The organism is Embleya australiensis (genome assembly GCF_051903075.1).
Lineage (GTDB): Bacteria > Actinomycetota > Actinomycetes > Streptomycetales > Streptomycetaceae > Embleya.
The window spans coordinates 6656276-6671812 of the sequence record NZ_CP182422.1; the positions used below are offsets into that span (position 1 = coordinate 6656276).

At 73.5% G+C, this 15537-nt stretch carries 16 protein-coding genes; 9 read left to right on the plus strand and 7 right to left on the minus strand.

The features are described 5' to 3' along the window. Nucleotides 1-24: 24 nt before the first annotated feature. Complete coding sequence (locus ACMXN5_RS28665; protein ID WP_439677659.1) at nt 25-990, minus strand: hypothetical protein; 966 nt, start codon at nt 988-990, stop codon at nt 25-27. A gap of 199 nt (nt 991-1189) precedes the next feature. Here ACMXN5_RS28665 and ACMXN5_RS28670 point away from each other — a divergent pair, with 199 nt between their 5' ends. After that, a complete protein-coding gene (locus ACMXN5_RS28670) occupies nt 1190-1630 on the plus strand; it encodes an Lrp/AsnC family transcriptional regulator (protein ID WP_020549917.1) in 441 nt (146 codons plus the stop codon). Between the two features lie 124 nt (nt 1631-1754). Further along, a complete protein-coding gene (locus ACMXN5_RS28675) occupies nt 1755-3371 on the plus strand; it encodes an amidohydrolase (RefSeq protein ID WP_439677660.1) in 1617 nt (538 codons plus the stop codon). Nucleotides 3372-3411: 40 nt separating this feature from the next. Here ACMXN5_RS28675 and ACMXN5_RS28680 read toward each other — a convergent pair whose 3' ends face one another. Next, nucleotides 3412-4035 (minus strand): YczE/YyaS/YitT family protein, encoded by a 624-nt coding sequence (locus ACMXN5_RS28680; protein ID WP_439678105.1) that lies wholly within the window; start codon nt 4033-4035, stop codon nt 3412-3414. A gap of 169 nt (nt 4036-4204) precedes the next feature. On the opposite strand from ACMXN5_RS28680, the gene ACMXN5_RS28685 reads away from it, so the two are divergent. Next, a complete protein-coding gene (locus ACMXN5_RS28685; protein WP_439677661.1) occupies nt 4205-5692 on the plus strand; it encodes a PLP-dependent aminotransferase family protein in 1488 nt (495 codons plus the stop codon). 406 nt (nt 5693-6098) lie between these two features. On the opposite strand, the gene ACMXN5_RS28690 is transcribed toward ACMXN5_RS28685, so the two are convergent. Next, entirely contained in the window at nt 6099-6950 is an 852-nt protein-coding gene (locus tag ACMXN5_RS28690) for an alpha/beta fold hydrolase (RefSeq protein ID WP_439677662.1), read from the minus strand. A 103-nt stretch (nt 6951-7053) separates the two neighbouring features. Between ACMXN5_RS28690 and ACMXN5_RS28695 the strand changes: the two genes are divergently transcribed. Next, nucleotides 7054-7467 carry a winged helix-turn-helix transcriptional regulator gene (locus ACMXN5_RS28695; protein WP_395790602.1) on the plus strand — a complete coding sequence of 138 codons (414 nt, stop codon included), beginning with the start codon at nt 7054-7056 and terminating at the stop codon, nt 7465-7467. A gap of 46 nt (nt 7468-7513) precedes the next feature. On the opposite strand, the gene ACMXN5_RS28700 is transcribed toward ACMXN5_RS28695, so the two are convergent. The 3 genes from ACMXN5_RS28700 to ACMXN5_RS28710 all read right to left on the minus strand — a co-directional run bounded on the left by ACMXN5_RS28700 (nt 7514) and on the right by ACMXN5_RS28710 (nt 8805). Further along, the gene (locus ACMXN5_RS28700) at nt 7514-7663 is read right to left on the minus strand and encodes a hypothetical protein (protein WP_439677663.1); all 150 of its coding nucleotides are present in this window, start codon (nt 7661-7663) and stop codon (nt 7514-7516) included. 16 nt (nt 7664-7679) lie between these two features. After that, nucleotides 7680-8240: a hypothetical protein gene (locus tag ACMXN5_RS28705; protein WP_439677664.1), complete on the minus strand. Its 561-nt coding sequence runs from the start codon at nt 8238-8240 to the stop codon at nt 7680-7682. A gap of 106 nt (nt 8241-8346) precedes the next feature. Then, on the minus strand, nt 8347-8805 hold the full coding sequence (locus ACMXN5_RS28710) for a flavodoxin family protein (protein WP_439678107.1): 459 nt from the start codon (nt 8803-8805) through the stop codon (nt 8347-8349). A 264-nt stretch (nt 8806-9069) separates the two neighbouring features. Here ACMXN5_RS28710 and ACMXN5_RS28715 point away from each other — a divergent pair, with 264 nt between their 5' ends. The 5 genes from ACMXN5_RS28715 to ACMXN5_RS28735 all read left to right on the plus strand — a co-directional run bounded on the left by ACMXN5_RS28715 (nt 9070) and on the right by ACMXN5_RS28735 (nt 14826). Then, on the plus strand, nt 9070-9447 hold the full coding sequence (locus ACMXN5_RS28715) for a hypothetical protein (RefSeq protein WP_439677665.1): 378 nt from the start codon (nt 9070-9072) through the stop codon (nt 9445-9447). Nucleotides 9448-9470: 23 nt separating this feature from the next. Next, nucleotides 9471-9665, plus strand: coding sequence for a DUF2304 domain-containing protein (locus ACMXN5_RS28720; protein WP_439677666.1), 195 nt, complete (start codon nt 9471-9473; stop codon nt 9663-9665). Between the two features lie 216 nt (nt 9666-9881). Next, complete coding sequence (locus ACMXN5_RS28725; protein WP_439677667.1) at nt 9882-11465, plus strand: ATP-binding protein; 1584 nt, start codon at nt 9882-9884, stop codon at nt 11463-11465. A 201-nt stretch (nt 11466-11666) separates the two neighbouring features. Beyond that, the gene (locus tag ACMXN5_RS28730; RefSeq protein WP_439677668.1) at nt 11667-14186 is read left to right on the plus strand and encodes an ATP-binding SpoIIE family protein phosphatase; all 2520 of its coding nucleotides are present in this window, start codon (nt 11667-11669) and stop codon (nt 14184-14186) included. Between the two features lie 265 nt (nt 14187-14451). Then, nucleotides 14452-14826 carry an RNA polymerase-binding protein RbpA gene (locus ACMXN5_RS28735; protein ID WP_126640085.1) on the plus strand — a complete coding sequence of 125 codons (375 nt, stop codon included), beginning with the start codon at nt 14452-14454 and terminating at the stop codon, nt 14824-14826. Between the two features lie 148 nt (nt 14827-14974). On the opposite strand, the gene ACMXN5_RS28740 is transcribed toward ACMXN5_RS28735, so the two are convergent. Then, complete coding sequence (locus tag ACMXN5_RS28740) at nt 14975-15535, minus strand: FxsA family protein (protein ID WP_439677669.1); 561 nt, start codon at nt 15533-15535, stop codon at nt 14975-14977. Nucleotides 15536-15537: the final 2 nt, after the last annotated feature.

A 15537-nucleotide genomic window follows, 5' to 3' on the forward strand; every position in this document is an offset into this window, starting at 1 on the left:
AGCCGCGTTGCACACCCGTGTCGGCTACGTGGCCGCCGCCGTGTCGGGCACGGTGGCCGCTATCGGCGCGGCGTCGATCGCGCGGCGCAGTTGTTCCAGGCGATAGGGGAGGGGTTCCCAGCCGGGGCGGCCGACCATGTCCACGTTCAGGCGCACCACTGTGCGGGTGTACGCCCGGGCCAGGCCGCGCGGCATCAGCGGCATTCCGGCGGGGCGGGGCCGGGAGTTGCCGTCCTCGTCGGGGATGCCCGAGTGGTTGCCCCGCACCGACACCCACACGGCGGCCACCTCGCCGCGCAGCGGCCACACCAGGTCGGCGCGTACGTCCAACCAGCGGCGCAGTGCCGCGCGGGTCGGGCCGGACAGCGGCAGTACCTCGGTGACGGCCGGATTGACGGTGCGGGCCTGCGGGTGTCGCACGATCGTGACGGTGCGCTCGTCGGGCCCCAGGTCGTCCAGTCGCATCGCGCACAGTTCGCCCGCCCGCGCGCCGGTGTCCAGGACCACCCCGATCAGGGCGAACAGTCGGATTCGGCCCGCGTCCGCACCCGCCCGGTCGGCGTGTTCGCCGAGCCAGTTCAGGAGGAGCGAGCGTTGCCGGGCGCCCACCGGCGTCTTGAGCTCGGGCATCGCCGGCCGCTCCGGCAGTTCCACCGGCACCGATCCGGCCCGCGCCAGGATCTCCAGGCAGTCCATCCGCACGCGCATGCTGGCCGTGGTCGAGATGCCGGCGCCCGCGACCGCGCGGGTGCGCAGCCGGCCGCGTCGGGCCAGCTCCAGATAGCACCGCGTCGGCTCGGCGGACAGCAGCGCCGCGAGCGAGGCACGGGCCTCGGCCGGGAAGCCCTCCTGTACCAGTGCGCGGCGCAACTCACCCACCACCCAGCGCAGTTGCCGGGCGCGTGCGGCCGAGGTGTCGGCCCGTGCGGTGACGCGCAGCAGAGCCCGGTCGAGCTGATCGAGCGCGGGGGCGCGCTCCTCGGTGGCCATGTCCGCACTGTAGCCGGCGCCACCGACGAACCGGCCGCGTCGACCACCGCCGGACGGGGGACTCGCGGCGCGAGGGGCGCACTCGGCGGCGACGCGCCGACACCGGAGCGCGCCCGGAGCACGACCGGCACCGCGCCCGGAGCGCGCCCGAACCGCACCGGGGCGGCACTTCCCACCTCCGATGCCATAGGTTCCTCATGTGGAGGACCTGGACCGACAGATCGTCAAACTGCTGCTGCAGGACGGGCGGATGAGCTACACCGACCTGGGCAAGGCCACCGGCCTGTCCACCTCGGCCGCCCACCAGCGCGTACGCCGACTCGAACAACGCGGCATCATCCGCGGCTACGCCGCCGTGGTCGACACCGAGGCCATCGGCCTGCCGCTGACCGCGTTCATCTCGGTCAAACCCATCGACCCCAGCGCCCCCGACGACGCCCCGGAACGGCTGGCGGACCTCGAGGAGCTGGAGGCGTGCCACAGCGTGGCCGGCGACGAGAGCTACATCCTCAAGGTCCGCGTCCCGACCCCGGGCGACCTGGAGACGCTCTTGGCCCGGATCCGCCTTCAGGCAGGCGTATCGACCCGCACCACGGTGGTCCTGTCCACCCCGTACGAGGCCCGCGCCCCCCGCTTCTGAGCCGACCCCGACGGCGGCGGGGCGGGTCCGGGCGGCCCCGGACGCGGTTCGTGGCGAGGCCCGCGCCGCTCGAAGGGGTGACCTCCGGCTCGGCGTTGCCTCGGGGCGGGCCACACTGGGGGGCATGACCACGCTCCTCCTGCGCAACGGCGCCGTGCACAGTCCCGCCGATCCCTTCGCGACCGCCATGGTCGTCGAGAACGACACCGTCGCCTGGATCGGCGCCGAGGGGGCGGCCGCGGCGCACGTCGACGCCGTCGACGCGGTGCTCGACCTCGGCGGCGCGCTGGTCACCCCGGCGTTCGTCGACGCGCACGTGCACGCCACCGCGACCGGCCTCGCCGCGACCGGGCTCGACCTGACCGGCGCCCCGTCGTTGGCCCACGCGCTGACCGCGCTGGCGGAGTACACGAAGGCGCGCGGGCTGTACGGGCCGGGCCGCGTCGTGCTCGGGCACGGCTGGGACGACACCGGCTGGCCCGAGGGACGCCCGCCCACGCCCGCCGAGTTGGACCGGGCCGCCGGCGGCGCGACCGTGTACCTGTCCCGGACCGACGTGCACTCCGCCGCCTGCTCGCCCGCGCTGCTCGCGCTGGTCCCGGGCGAACACGGCGACACGCCGCTCACCGGTGCCACGCACCACGTCGCGCGGGCCGCCGCCTACGCCGCGCTGACCCCGGCCGACCGGCTCGCCGCGCAGCGCGTCACGCGGGAGCGGGCCGCCGCGCTCGGGATCGGGACGCTGCACGAGTGCGGTGGGCCGGAGATCGCCGGCGAGGCCGACTTCCGCGCGCTGGCCGCGCTGGCCGCCGAGGAGGCCGGCCCCGACGTCGTGGGCTACTGGGGCGCGCTCGCGCACGACGCCGAGCACGCCCGCGCGCTGCGTGCCGACCTGGGCGCGCACGGGCTCGGCGGCGACCTGTTCATCGACGGCTCGCTCGGTTCGCACACCGCGTGCCTGCACGCGCCCTACGCCGACGACCCCGGCACCGGGCTGACCCATCTGGACGCCGAGCAGGTGGCCACACACCTCGCCGCGTGCACCCGGGCCGGGATCCAGGCCGGCTTCCACGCCATCGGCGACGCCGCGATCGGCGCGATCCTCGCCGCCGCGCGCGACCTCATCGCAGGACCGCACGCGGCTGCGTTCCGGGCCCTGCGACACCGGGTCGAACACGCCGAACTCCTGGACGCCGACGCGGTGAAGGCGTTCGCCGAACTCGGCCTGACCGCGTCCGTACAGCCCGCGTTCGACGCCGCGTGGGGCGGCCCGGACGGAATGTACGCGCGCCGCCTCGGCGCCGAACGCGCCGCGCTGATGAACCCGCTGGCCGCGCTCAGCGCCGCCGGCGTCCCGCTCGCCTTCGGCTCCGACGCGCCGGTGACCCCGCTCGACCCGTGGGGCACGATCCGCGCCGCCGCCTTCCACCGCACGCCCGGGCAACGGATCAGCGTGCGCGCCGCGTTCGCCGCCCACACGCGCGGCGGTCACCGCGCCGCGGGGCGCGACGACGCGGGTGTGCTCGTCCCCGGCGCGCCCGCCACCTACGCGGTGTGGGACACCACCGAGCTGGTCGTCCAGGCCCCCGACACCCGGCTCTCCGGCTGGTCCACCGACCCGCGCTCGGGCACCCCGGGCCTGCCCGACCTGGATCCCGAACTGCCGCTGCCGCGCTGCCTGCGCACCGCCGTACGCGGCACCACGGTGTACGCGGCCGAGGGAGCGCTCGACCCGGCGTGAGCGAACACCGGCGTGAGCGAGCACCCCGGCGCGACCGAGGTCAGCAGGCCGGCGTCGGCGCCGGGGTCCCCGAAGACCCCGGCGCCGGCTCGGCCGGCTCACCCGAGCCGGATCCGCCCGCCGCGACCGTGCGATCCGTCGCGCGCTCCGGCACGGTCAGCAGCGGCAGGAAGACCTGCACCAGCGGGCCGATCGTGAGCGCGTACAACACCGTGCCGAGCCCGACCGAGCCGCCGAGCACGAAGCCCACCGCCAATACCGCGACCTCGATGCTCGTCCGGATCAACCGCACCGAACGCCCGGTCCGCCGCACCATCCCCGTCATCAGGCCGTCGCGCGGCCCCGGCCCGAGCCGGGCGCCGATGTACGCGCCGCCGGCGACCGCGTTCAGCACCACACCCGAGACCAGGAAGGCCGCGCGCCAGGCCCACGCGTCGGGGGAGGGCAACCACCGCAGCGAGGCGTCCACCGCGAGGCCGATCACCACCACGTTGCTCACCGTGCCGAGCCCCGGACGCTGCCGCATGGGCAACCACAGCAGCAGGACCGCGGCGCCCACCACGATCGTCACCACGCCGAAGCTCCACCCGGTGCGCTCGGCGAGACCCTGATGGAACACGTCCCACGGGTCCAGGCCCAGTTCGGCCCGGATCATCAACGCCATGCTGAACCCGTACAGCGTGAGCCCCGCGTACAACTGGACCAAACGTCGGACCCACGACCAAGCCACCGTGCACCTCTGTTCCGCGCCTGACTGCCAAAAAAGAGCCAACGGTGAAAGAATCGCGGACACCGGATCACGGATCCATAGCCAATTCGACAGGAGTGGACTGATGAGCGCGCCTCACCTGACCGTCAGCAGCACCCGCCTCGCCGACCTCCTGCACCCCTGGACCACCGCGACCCAGTCCGCCGCGCGCACCGGCCCGGCGTACCGCACGCTCGCCGACCGCATCCGCGCCCTGCTCCTGGACGGTCGGATCCCGCTGACCGCGCGGTTGCCCGCCGAACGCGGCCTCGCCGACCGGCTCGGGATCAGCCGGACCACCGTCGCCGCCGCGTACGAGCTGCTGCGCACCGACGGCTACCTGACCAGCCGCCGCGGCTCCGGCAGCTGGACCACCCTGCCCGGGACGCACACCGAGATCCCCACCCGAGGCCTCAGCCCGAGCACCACCACCGGCGTGATCGACCTCGGCGTGGCGGCCCTGCCCGGCCCCGGCCGCGCGCTGCACCAGGCGGTCGCCGACGCCACCGACTCGCTGCCCACCTACACCACGGGCCACGGCTACCTCCCCGGCGGCCTGCCGGTGCTGCGCGACACGCTCGCCCAGCGCTACACCCGCCGCGGCGTGCCCACCACGCCCGACCAGATCCTGGTCACCCCCGGCGCCCTCGCCGCGGTGACCCTGGTGCTGCGTACGCTGGCCGGCCCCGGCGACCGGGTCGCGGTCGAATCACCCACCTACGCCAATGTGTTGGACGCGATCCGGCAGGCCGGGAACCGTCCGGTCCCGGTGCCGATGACGGACACCGGCTGGGACGTGGAGACCTGGCGCGACACGCTGCGCACCGCGGCGCCGCGACTGGCCTACCTGATCCCGGACTACCAGAATCCCACCGGCCACCTCGCCGACCCCGGGATCCGGCGCACGCTGGCGGACCTGGCCCGCAACACCGGCACCACGCTGATCATCGACGAGACCTGCTTCGACCTGGCCCTGGACCTCGCCCCGGCGGACCGGCCGCTGCCGATGGCCGCGTTCGACCGGACCAACAACGTGGTCACCATCGGATCCACCTCGAAGACCTTCTGGGGCGGCCTGCGGATCGGCTGGATCCGGGCCACCCCGGACCTGGTCCGGCGCATCGCGGCCACCCGTGCGTCCTTCGACGTCGGCGCCCCGGTGCTGGACCAGTTGGTCACCCACCACCTGATCACCGACCACGAGGACGCCATCCTGGAGACGCGCCTGCCCGCGCTGCGCGCCGCCCGGGGGGCGCTGGCCGACGCGCTGACCGAGCACCTGCCCGACTGGACCTTCTCGATGCCCCTGGGCGGCCTGTCGTTGTGGGTACGCACCGACGGCACCTCCAGCCTGACCCTGGCCGAAACCGCCGCCCGACACGGGGTGCGGGTGGCGGCGGGAACCCACTTCGGCACCGACGGTACCTTCGAACACCACGTCCGTCTGCCCTACGCGCACGACCCGGCCACCCTGACCGAAGCCATCCGCCGCCTGTCCGCCGCGGTGGCCGAGACCGAACGCACCCGCCCCACCACCTACGCGGGCTTCTCCGGCGCGGCCATCATGGCCTGAGCCGGGCCACACCCAAAGCGCGTTTCCACAACCCCCGACTTGTCCACAGCCGGCCCGCCCCCTCCGCGCCTCACCGCCGACCCTCGGCACTGTGGGCCCTGTGCGGAACACCCGGTTCCGCACCTCGGGAGGGGTCATGCGGGATGTGCTGGCGGCACTGGTCGGCGCGATGGGCTCGGTCGCGGCGGCCCTGGCGGCAACCCACGGCCGCGCCGGCTCGACCAGGGGCCACCGCCCACGCCGCCCACCCCGCCCCGGGCACGACCCCACCCGCCGCGCCACGGCCGCCCGGCGACGTCCCACCCCGCGCCCCCGCCCCCGCCCTCAACCGCGCGTGGGCCCACGCCGCCACACCGACTCCCCCGGCCGGGACCCGTGACTTGGGCCGACGTCGGCCCCGCCCCGGTCACGCCGTCTGCGCGGCGTCGCCGGCCAGGAACGGGTGCAGCAGCGTGAGCAGGGCGTGCGGTCGGTGCAGCGGGATGATGTGGCCGCAGCCCTCGATGACGTGTCCGGTGAGATCGTCGGTGATCGGGCGGAGTTGGCGTTCCAGCGCGGGACCGACGGGCCGGGCGCCCAGCGCCATCGTCGGCACCGTCAGGCGCGAGCCGGCGACCGCCTGCTCGATCTGTTCCGCGCTCTCGGGCAGCGCCCGGTAGTACGAGAACGCGCAACTCAACGCCTGGCGGCCGGTGTACGCGCGGACGAATGCGTCCCGGAGGGCGGGGCGCACACCGTCGCCGAGCGTGCCGGCATTGAGAAACCAGTCGACGTAGGCGGCCTCGTGGCCCTCCACCACGGTCTCGGCCAGGTCGGGCGCGGCGGAGTGGAAGCCGAACCACCACGGCGGCCCGTCGGCGAGGAAGTCCTCGGCGCCGGGCAGCCTGCCCAGCAAAGATTCCATGACGACCAGGCGCCGGACGAGATCGGGGCGGCGCAGGGCGAGCAGGAAGGCCGGCGCGGTGCCCGCGTCGATGCCCACCACCGCGGCCGAGGACACGCCGAGCGTGGTGAGCAGCGTCGCGGCGTCCTCGGCCAGGGTGCCCGCGTCGTACCCGGAGGCGGCCCGGCCGCTCGCGCCGAACCCGCGCAGGTCCGGCGCGATGACGCGGTAGCGGCCGGACAGATCGGCCATGACGTCCGTCCACAGTTCCCAGGTGTGCGGGAAACCGTGCAGCAGCAGGACGGCCGGGCCCGATCCGCAGAGGGCGACGTTCAGTTCGACACCGTTGGCGAGGACGCGGCGCAGTTCGGGCATGGCGGAACTCCGGGTACTTGGTGAGTGATGGTGACCAGGTCACGCTAGGGAACTACGCTGGTCCGCCCAAGACGGCACTTTCGCTTCAGGTGGTGAGCCCCAGGTGACCACGTCGAGGCCCGGCGCACGTGACCCGCGACCCGGTGAGCGCGGGGACCTGCTGGATCCGGGCTGCCCGACCCGCCGGTTGCTGGACCGTATCGGCACCAAGTGGACGTCGATGGTGGTCAAGGTGCTGGCCGAGGAGGCTCCGGGTGAGCTCCGTTTCGCGGAACTGCGGCGCCGTATCCCGGGCATCTCCCAGAAGATGTTGTCCGTCACCCTGCACAGCCTGGTCCGTGACGCCCTGGTCGCGCGCCGCGTGGAACCCACCGTGCCGCCCGCCGTGCACTACCGGCTCACCGAGCTGGGCCTGTCCCTCGAAGGACCGCTCTCCGTCCTACGGGTCTGGGCCGAGACGCACATGGCGGAGATCGACCGCAACAACCGGCTCGCCGACGAGTCGCCCCCCGATTAGCGCGTGGACCGAATGTGCCGGTCGCGGTGGGGTGGGGTGGGAATGGTCAGGTGGGGTTGCGGAGGATGATTCCGTCGATCGCCTCGGCGTGGGCTGCGGTGACCTGGTCCAGGGCCGCCTTCGTCGGGAATTCCGGAACCTCGACGGTGATGGTGGTCGCGCCCTGCCGGGCGGAGGTGGGGACCGGGGCGTACATGCCCAGGGAATTGCCCTCACCGTGCGCGCTCGATGACGGCGGCCTTGCTCGGGGCCGTGCGTACCGTCTCGGCCAGGTCGACGCACGGCACTCCGGCATCGGGAGTGGCGTCGCCCGCCGGGGCGGGCTGCGGCGCGGCCGGGTGTGGCGCGGCGGGTGCCGTGTGCCGCGGCCCGGCGGGCGACTTGCCGGCCGGCCGCGCGGGCTGTGGCACGGCGGCGGGTTGCCGGCCGGGCCGGCTGCGGGCCTTGCCCGGCGCGGCGGCCGCGGATCGGCCACGCAGCGCGTCGAGTACGGCCCCGCCGCCGTGGCGCACACCGCCCCCGGCCGCGCCCGTCGACCCGGTCGCCCCACCCGCCGTCGCGTTGGCGCCCGCAGCCGTCCCCCCGTCGCGTCGCCTCCCCGCGATCCGAGCCGGCTCGCGCGCGACCAATACACGCCGCAACGCCTCCCGCGCCACCCCCGGCCCGTCCCCCCGAGCCGCCTCGACCCCACGAAGCCGCTCCGCCTCCGCGCGGCGCAGCGCCCGCGCGATGTCGTCGGCCGTCGTCTTGTGCGGATTCGCGAAATCTGCCACCGAATCAACCTCCCACCCGCGCCGCCCCAAGGTCGATAGCCCGTCGGGGTATCCCCGAGTAGCCCGCGACCGGGTCGGGGGAGGACGCCTCCCGGGGCGGGCCGCGCTACTCCTGCGACATCAACTCGGCCGCCACGACCGCGCCCAACTCCGTACAGCCCGCCAGGGACTCCCGCGTCGGCGGCCCCGCCACCTCCACCGGTGGCCGCACCCGACGCCACTGCAGACCGGTCGCCGCCGCCTCGACCGAACGCACCGCCCCCGTGGTGTCGCTGCCACCGTGGACGTACAGCCCATACGGCCGCCGCGTCGTCTCTTGCTGACACACGTAATAAACAGTGTCGAAAAAGTGCTTCAACGCCCCCGACATGTAGCCCAGGTTCGCGGGTGTGCCGAGGAGGTAGCCGTCCGCCTCCAGGACCTCCACCGGCGAGCAGGTGAGGGCGGCTCGTACCCGCACCTCCACCCCCTCGATCTCCGGATCGCGGGCGCCCGCGAGGGTCGCCTCCAGCATTTCGGCGAGCGTGGGCGAGGGCGTGTGGTGCACCACGAGCAGGATGGCCATGGCCACACGCTGCCAGAAGCCGGCCGCGCCGGCGGGCATGCCCCGCGCCCCGCGCCCCGCGCCCCGCGCCCCGCGCCGCGGCGCCGCCGCGTCCCCGCGTCCAGCGGTTCCGCGCGTCCTCCATACGGGTGGTTCGTCAAGGAAAAGATGGTGATTCCACCCGTTTGATGCTTTGACACGTGCGCACCATTTGTCACGATAAGAGGACTTTAAGTAATACATCGATAGGCCAACCGCCCGGCACCTCGGGGAGAAACCACCCACATGCGCCTCACCCCCTTGCGGCAACGACTACTGCCCTACCCCCGCACCACGTCCCCGGCCGACCCGGCCCCCGAGACCGCCGGCCACACGCCCGCGCCCGCCCCCACCCCCGTCCCACCGCCCGTTCCCGCCCCCGCCGCCCCCGCGGCGCCCACCCTCGTCTCGGTCGTCCGTCGCACAGTCGCCCCGGCCGTCCGGGCCACGAACGCGCAGTCCCGCGCGTTCCACACCGTCTACGCGATCGCCACGCTCCCGCTGGTGATCGCGTTGCACCTCGCCCTCTGGGCGTTGTCCACCCCCGGTCGCCTCGGCGTCACCGTTCTGGTCCTCTACGGGATCGCCCGGACCGGGATCCTCACCCCAACCCCCACGCATTGAGTGCACCGCCCGAAGGAGTCCCCATGGTTCTGTCCATCTCCGGCGTCCTGTTGCTCGGCGTCATCGCCTACGTCCTGTTCCGCAAGGACGGATTGCGAATCCCGCACGCCCTCGTCTGCGCCCTCTTCGGGTTCTATCTGGCGGGCAGCTCGATCGCCCCCCACATCACCGCGAGCACCAACAGCATCGCCAACCTCCTCAGCGGCATCACCTTCTGAACCGCCGCCCCGCCGGTCCGCCGCCGCGCCCGCACCCCCGGCGCCGCGCCTCGGCGCACCGGTGAAGCCCTCGCACAGGCGCCGCCTTCGAGTGCCTCACCCGTGCGCCGAGGCGAGCGCGGCGGGCGGACCGCTCCCAACGTCACGCACAGGCCCCGGATCGTCCCCCGAACCGGGGCCTCCCGCCTACCCGCACCAACCCCCCACGGAGACCTCATGTCCCCCGGCCCCAAATCCCTCGCCGCCATCGCCCAGCGCGCCAAGGACGGCATCGGCACCACCCGCTCGCGCGCCACGCGGATCCAGCAGCACACGCGCGACACCTTCTCGCCCGTGCTCACTCTCGGCCGCGGCCTGAACCGGCAACTCGCCTGGGCCCGGACCTGGTGGAAGAACGCCTCCGCGGACAAGCGCAAGGCCGGGGCCGCGGTCGTCGCCGGCGCGGTGCTCGCCCTTTACTTTCTGCCGTATGCCCCGCTGATCGCCCTGCTGCTGATCCTGGCCGCCGCCGCCTGGCTCGGCCACGCGGACAAGCCCCCCGCCGCCGAGCCCGGCCCCGACCCCACCGAACTCCGGCTCCAGGCCGTCTACAACGGCCTCGTACCGCACCTCGCCGACGACCACGACCCGGCCAGGTTCTTCCGCCCTGGCGGCGCCTACCGCGACGCCTTCCGCGACTGGGAACTCGACGGCGACCGGATCACCCGCCTCGAACTCACCTACAGCCCCTACTTCACCGACGACGACCCCGGCGCCCGTGCCCGGATCGAGCGGGTGCTCCAGGCCAAGCTCGGCCGCGGCCGCGAGTACTTCCACGACTGGGACACCGAGAACAACCGCCTCACCGTCGCCGCGCTGCCTCCGCTGCCCCCCGCCGTCCCGGCCCAGCAGTTCGTCACCGCGCCCTGCGAGATCCTCCTCGGCATCACGGACGCGGACAGCACCAACCGCCGCACCCCGATCCGGGTCGACGGAGCCACCCACCAACTCCCGCCGGTCATCTGGCGCACCGGCAACCGCAGCACCGACCCGCACCTGCTCGCCGTCGCCGCCCCCGGCGCGGGCAAGTCGAACCTGCTGCGCACCATCGCCCTCCAGGCCGCCCGCGACGGCGACATCGTGGTGATCGACGGCAGCGGCTCCGGCGACTACGCCTGCCTGGCCGGGCGCCGCAACATCCTGCGCATCGAGACCGGCTACCACGGCGCCCTGGAGACGCTGACCTGGCTGCGGCACGAGACGGAGCGCCGGATCGCCGCCGTCACCCACGCCAAACAACACGGCACGCCGGTCCCGGACAACGCCCGGCGTCCGCTGTGGGTGATCCTGGACGAGATCACCGAACTCAGCGACCTCGCCGCCGGCCAGGGCACCACCGACCCCCAGGAACTGCTCGACCTGCCGCTGCGCCTGGGCCGGGCCACCCACATCGGCGTGATCACCAGCACCCGCCCCACCCACCTGGACCGGCTGCGCCCCGCGCTGATCGCCGACACCCACGCGCGCGTCGTCCTCGGCCCGCTCGATCCCGAGACCATCCGGACCGTCCTGGGCACCGGCCCCGGCGTCTCCGGCGGCGAGGACATGCCACCCGGGCGCGGCTACGTACGGATCGGCAACGGCCCGGTGGTGCGCATCCAGGTCCCGCACACCCCGGATCCGCTCGAAGAGGACACCCCCGAGGCCGAACGCCGGCGCCTGCTCGCGCTGCTGCCGCACCACGCCGACACGCTCACCGTCGAGGACCCCACCATCTCGCTCGCCAAGGAACGCCGGCGAGAGCCCGAACCGACCGCCTGACCACCCGGCGCGCGCCCCCTGCCCCGGACGCCGCGCCGCCCCCACGCTTCCGAAGGCCCTCCGAGCGACCACGGCTCGGAGGGCCTCGACGTGTACCCGGTCTTCGCCCGGCACGCCACCAAATACACAAAACACATCACTTCACCCGCACCGCCGCGCCATGATGGTGCCCCGCACCCCCACGGAGGACGTGGACGCCCAGTGTTCGACCTCGCCAACTTCACCGTCAGCGACATGGTGGTGTGCAGTTCCGAACTGCGCCGGGTCACCGCCGAATCGGCCACCACCGAGGACGCCGCCCGGGCGATCGTGCAGCACCTGCGCACCACCTTTCGCGACCCGGACACCGGACGGTCCCAACTCGTCCTCACCCGCCTGTTCCAGACCATGCCCTGGCGCAACCTCACCCCGGACCTGGAACAGCGCGCCCTGCGTCGGCAACCCGACCTCGTCCCGCACCCCGACCTGCGCTGCCTCACCCTCCTCGCCACCACCGGCGACCACCCCGACTGGTGCGACCGCACCCGCTCGCGCCAGCACCAGGTGGTCGCCTTCCCCAGCGCCGAGGCGGTTCGCCGGGCGCCGATGATCAGCGCCATGCTGGCCCAACTCGGGGTCACCGCCGAGGAGATCGTGGCCGGCCCGCTGAGCGGCGACACCGAATGGGACCGGCACGACATCACCCACATCCCCGACGCACTGGCCGGCAGCGCCGTCCCGGACAAGGAGTTCATCCGGAGCCACGGCATAAAATCCGTGGTCGGCTACGCCGGCAAGCTTCCCGACGGCGAACTGTTCACCGTCCTGATGTTCACCCGCGTATACGTCCCGGCCCGGATCGCCGAACTCTTCCGCACCGTCGCCGTCTCCACCCGGTTGGCCCTGCTCCCGCTCAACACCGCGCCCCTGTTCGCCGGCGGCCCGGGACGGCACACCCCCGTCACACACCTCGCCGCCGCCCGCCTGGACGCGCTCGAACAACTCCTGGCCGCCCACGAGGACACCTCCGCGCAGGCGGCCCTGGTCGCCGCCGACGCCCGCGACCGGGTGCGCTCGCAGCAGGAACAACTCGCCTACAAGCAGCGCCGGCTCGACCAGGAGACCCGGATCGTCGAGACGCTCTACCGCGTCGGCCAAAAGCTCACCCGCGAACTCAACCTCGAACGCCTGGTCCAGGCCGCCACCGACGCCGCCACCTCGGTGATCGCCGCCGAACACGGCATCTTCCGCTACATCGACTACGACACCGGCGGCGTCGCCGACACACGCTACGCGGTCACCAGCCCCGACCCCACCCTGATCGACCGTCTCCCGCGCCCGCGCCCCACCCTCGCGGCGCGGACCCGCCCGCAGACCACCGTCGTGCCGCCGGCCACCGTGCGCCGCGGCGACCTCACCGAGGACCCGGGCGCCGCCCGACTGCTGCCCTACCGGGTCAGCACCGCCGGGCAACCCCCGGTCCGCAGCCTGCTGACCATCCCGGTGACCACCGCCACCGGCGAGGACCTGGGCGCGTTCTCCTTCTGCCACACCCGGCCCGACGTGTTCACCGAACGCGACGAACAACTCGCCCTCGGCATCGCCGCCCAGGCCGCCACCGCGATCGAGAACGCCCGGCTGTTCCGCAGCGTCCGCGACACCGCCGTGGAACTCCAGCGCAGCCTGCTCCCACAGGTCCCGCCCGACCTGGACGAGCTGGACATCGCCTTCCGCTACCTGCCCGGAGCCAAGGGCCAGCAGGTCGGCGGCGACTGGTTCGACGTGATCCCGCTGTCCGCCGGGCGGATCGCCCTGGTGGTCGGCGACGTGATGGGCCGGGGCCTGCAGGCCGCCGCCGTGATGGGCCAACTGCGCGCCGCGGTCCGGGCGTACGCGGTCATGGACCTGCCGCCGGCGCAGGTGATGCGCCATCTGAACCGGCTGGTGACCGGGCTCGGCGGCGAGGACCAGATCATCACCTGCGTCTACGCCGTCTACGACCCCGGCGACGCCACCGTGCACTGGTCCAACGCCGGACACCTGCCGCCCGCGCTGATCAGCGCCGACGGCAAGGTCGAACTCCTCGAGGACGACCTCGGCGTCCCGCTCGGCCTGGACGGCACCACCTTCGAGGACGCGATGGTCGGCTTCGACGCCGGCGACCAGCTGCTGCTGTACACCGACGGCCTGGTCGAATCGCACGACGCCTCGCTCACCGACCGGCTCCAGGAACTCACCGAGCACATCGACGGCACCACCGGCGGCACCTGCACCGTCGCCGACGTGGCCGACCTGCTGGCCAAGACGATGCTCACCGGCCAGGAGCCCGACGACGTCGCGCTGCTGCTGGTGCGCGCCCGGCACAGCGTCGAGCGCACCGCCGGCCTCGACCTGCCGCCCACCCCGCGCTCGGCCCGCGAGGCGCGCGACTTCGTCCGCGCCACGCTGGCCCGCTGGGGCCTGGTCGACCACAGCGACACCACCTGCTCGGTGGTTACCGAACTCGTCTCCAACGCGGCCGAACACGCCCGCACGCCGATGGAGTTGAGACTGCGCCACCATCCGGGCCGGCTGATCGTCGAGGTGGTCGACCACGACGGGCGACTGCCCAAGGAGATCGCCTCTCCCGGCCACGACGAGCGGCATCGCGGGTTGTGCATCGTGGCCGGCCTCAGTACCGACTGGGGAGTACGGCCCACCGACACCGGGAAGATCGTCTGGGCGGAGATCCGCGACCGGTGACACCCCGTGGGGTTTCGCTGCGTGGCGGTATACGTCGCCGACGGCGCGTTCGCGGGGCGATTCCGGTGGACCGAGCGAGTTTTATGTCACTTTCTCCCGGCGATGTGATGAATCATCCGTTTTCGGGTAGCTACCCACCGTCACGGACCCCGAGCCGTCCCCGTCGACCCCTCGGTCGGGAATCTTCGGGGCCCGTCACGCGTTCTGCAATCGGACGAGACAGCAAGACCTGTCGATGTGGGTTACCAGCCAGGAGGCACGATTCATGAGTGAGCGAGCTCTCCGCGGCACACGCCTTGGCGCCACCAGCTACGAGACCGATCGCGGTATCGATCTGGCGCCGCGTCGCACCGTGGAATACGAATGCCCCCGGGGGCACCGCTTCGAGATGCCGTTCTCCGTCGAGGCGGAGATCCCGTCGACGTGGGAGTGCCGCAGCTGCGGCGCCGTGGCGCAGCTGGTGGACGGCGCGCCGCCCGAGGAGAAGAAGAACAAGGCGACACGCACGCACTGGGACATGCTCATGGAGCGGCGGACCAGGGAAGAGCTGGAAGAGGTGCTCGCCGAGCGCCTCGCCGTACTGCGGTCGGGTGGGATCAACCTCCACCACGATCCGCGCGACAACCGCAAGAGCGCCTGAGCGATCCCCGCGCGAGCCCGCTCCGGGCCCGGGCGGATCCCGTCGACAGGTGGCACCGACGCCCGGGGCGCCGACGACCTTCACGGTCGTGGCGCCCCGGGCGTCGTGTTGGCGCGTGTCTTCGAACGGCCGACCGCCCGGGGCACGCTCAGGGCAGCGGGCGCGGCGGCGGTGGTGGTTCGTCGTCCCGCCGCGGGTCCGGGTCGATCACCTCGCCCTGGATGATCTTGCCGTCGGGGCGATGGATCCGGGCCTGCCGGGTCATGCCGCTCAACCGGGTGCTGCTCGCCACCTTCGCCGCCACCACGGTGCCGATCAGCCGGCGGACCAGCGGCCGGGTGAACGGCAGCACGCACAGCAGTCCCAGCGCGTCGCTGATGAAGCCCGGGATGATCAGCAGCACGCCGCCCAGGATGACCACACCGGCGTCGGCGGCGGCCTTGGTCGCCTCCTTGCCCTGGGCCGCGATCACGGCCGGGTCGGACTGGCCCTCGCGCTGCGCCCGTTCGCCCAGCGCGCGAAGCCGGTTCAGCACCCGGCGGCCCTCGTACCGGATCACCAGCGAGCCCACCGCGATGCCGGCCAGGATCAGCAGGAAGGTCTCGCTCGCGCCGATGGCGCCGCCCACCAGGGTGATCACGTAGATCTCGGCCAGCGGCAGGACGACGATCGGCAGGAGCTTGACCGCTCGGCGCAGCGGGGTACTCACGA

Excerpts from the sequence above, each read along its gene's own strand:
- ACMXN5_RS28665 (WP_439677659.1), bottom strand. The coding sequence starts at position 990 with ATGGCCACCGAGGAGCGCGCCCCCGCGCTCGATCAGCTCGACCGGGCT.
- ACMXN5_RS28675 (WP_439677660.1), top strand. The coding sequence starts at position 1,755 with ATGACCACGCTCCTCCTGCGCAACGGCGCCGTGCACAGTCCCGCCGAT.
- ACMXN5_RS28680 (WP_439678105.1), bottom strand. The coding sequence starts at position 4,035 with ATGGCGTTGATGATCCGGGCCGAACTGGGCCTGGACCCGTGGGACGTG.
- ACMXN5_RS28685 (WP_439677661.1), top strand. The coding sequence starts at position 4,205 with ATGAGCGCGCCTCACCTGACCGTCAGCAGCACCCGCCTCGCCGACCTC.
- ACMXN5_RS28690 (WP_439677662.1), bottom strand. The coding sequence starts at position 6,950 with ATGCCCGAACTGCGCCGCGTCCTCGCCAACGGTGTCGAACTGAACGTC.
- ACMXN5_RS28700 (WP_439677663.1), bottom strand. The coding sequence starts at position 7,663 with ATGTACGCCCCGGTCCCCACCTCCGCCCGGCAGGGCGCGACCACCATC.
- ACMXN5_RS28710 (WP_439678107.1), bottom strand. The coding sequence starts at position 8,805 with ATGGCCATCCTGCTCGTGGTGCACCACACGCCCTCGCCCACGCTCGCC.
- ACMXN5_RS28715 (WP_439677665.1), top strand. The coding sequence starts at position 9,070 with ATGCGCCTCACCCCCTTGCGGCAACGACTACTGCCCTACCCCCGCACC.
- ACMXN5_RS28720 (WP_439677666.1), top strand. The coding sequence starts at position 9,471 with ATGGTTCTGTCCATCTCCGGCGTCCTGTTGCTCGGCGTCATCGCCTAC.
- ACMXN5_RS28725 (WP_439677667.1), top strand. The coding sequence starts at position 9,882 with ATGTCCCCCGGCCCCAAATCCCTCGCCGCCATCGCCCAGCGCGCCAAG.
- ACMXN5_RS28735 (WP_126640085.1), top strand. The coding sequence starts at position 14,452 with ATGAGTGAGCGAGCTCTCCGCGGCACACGCCTTGGCGCCACCAGCTAC.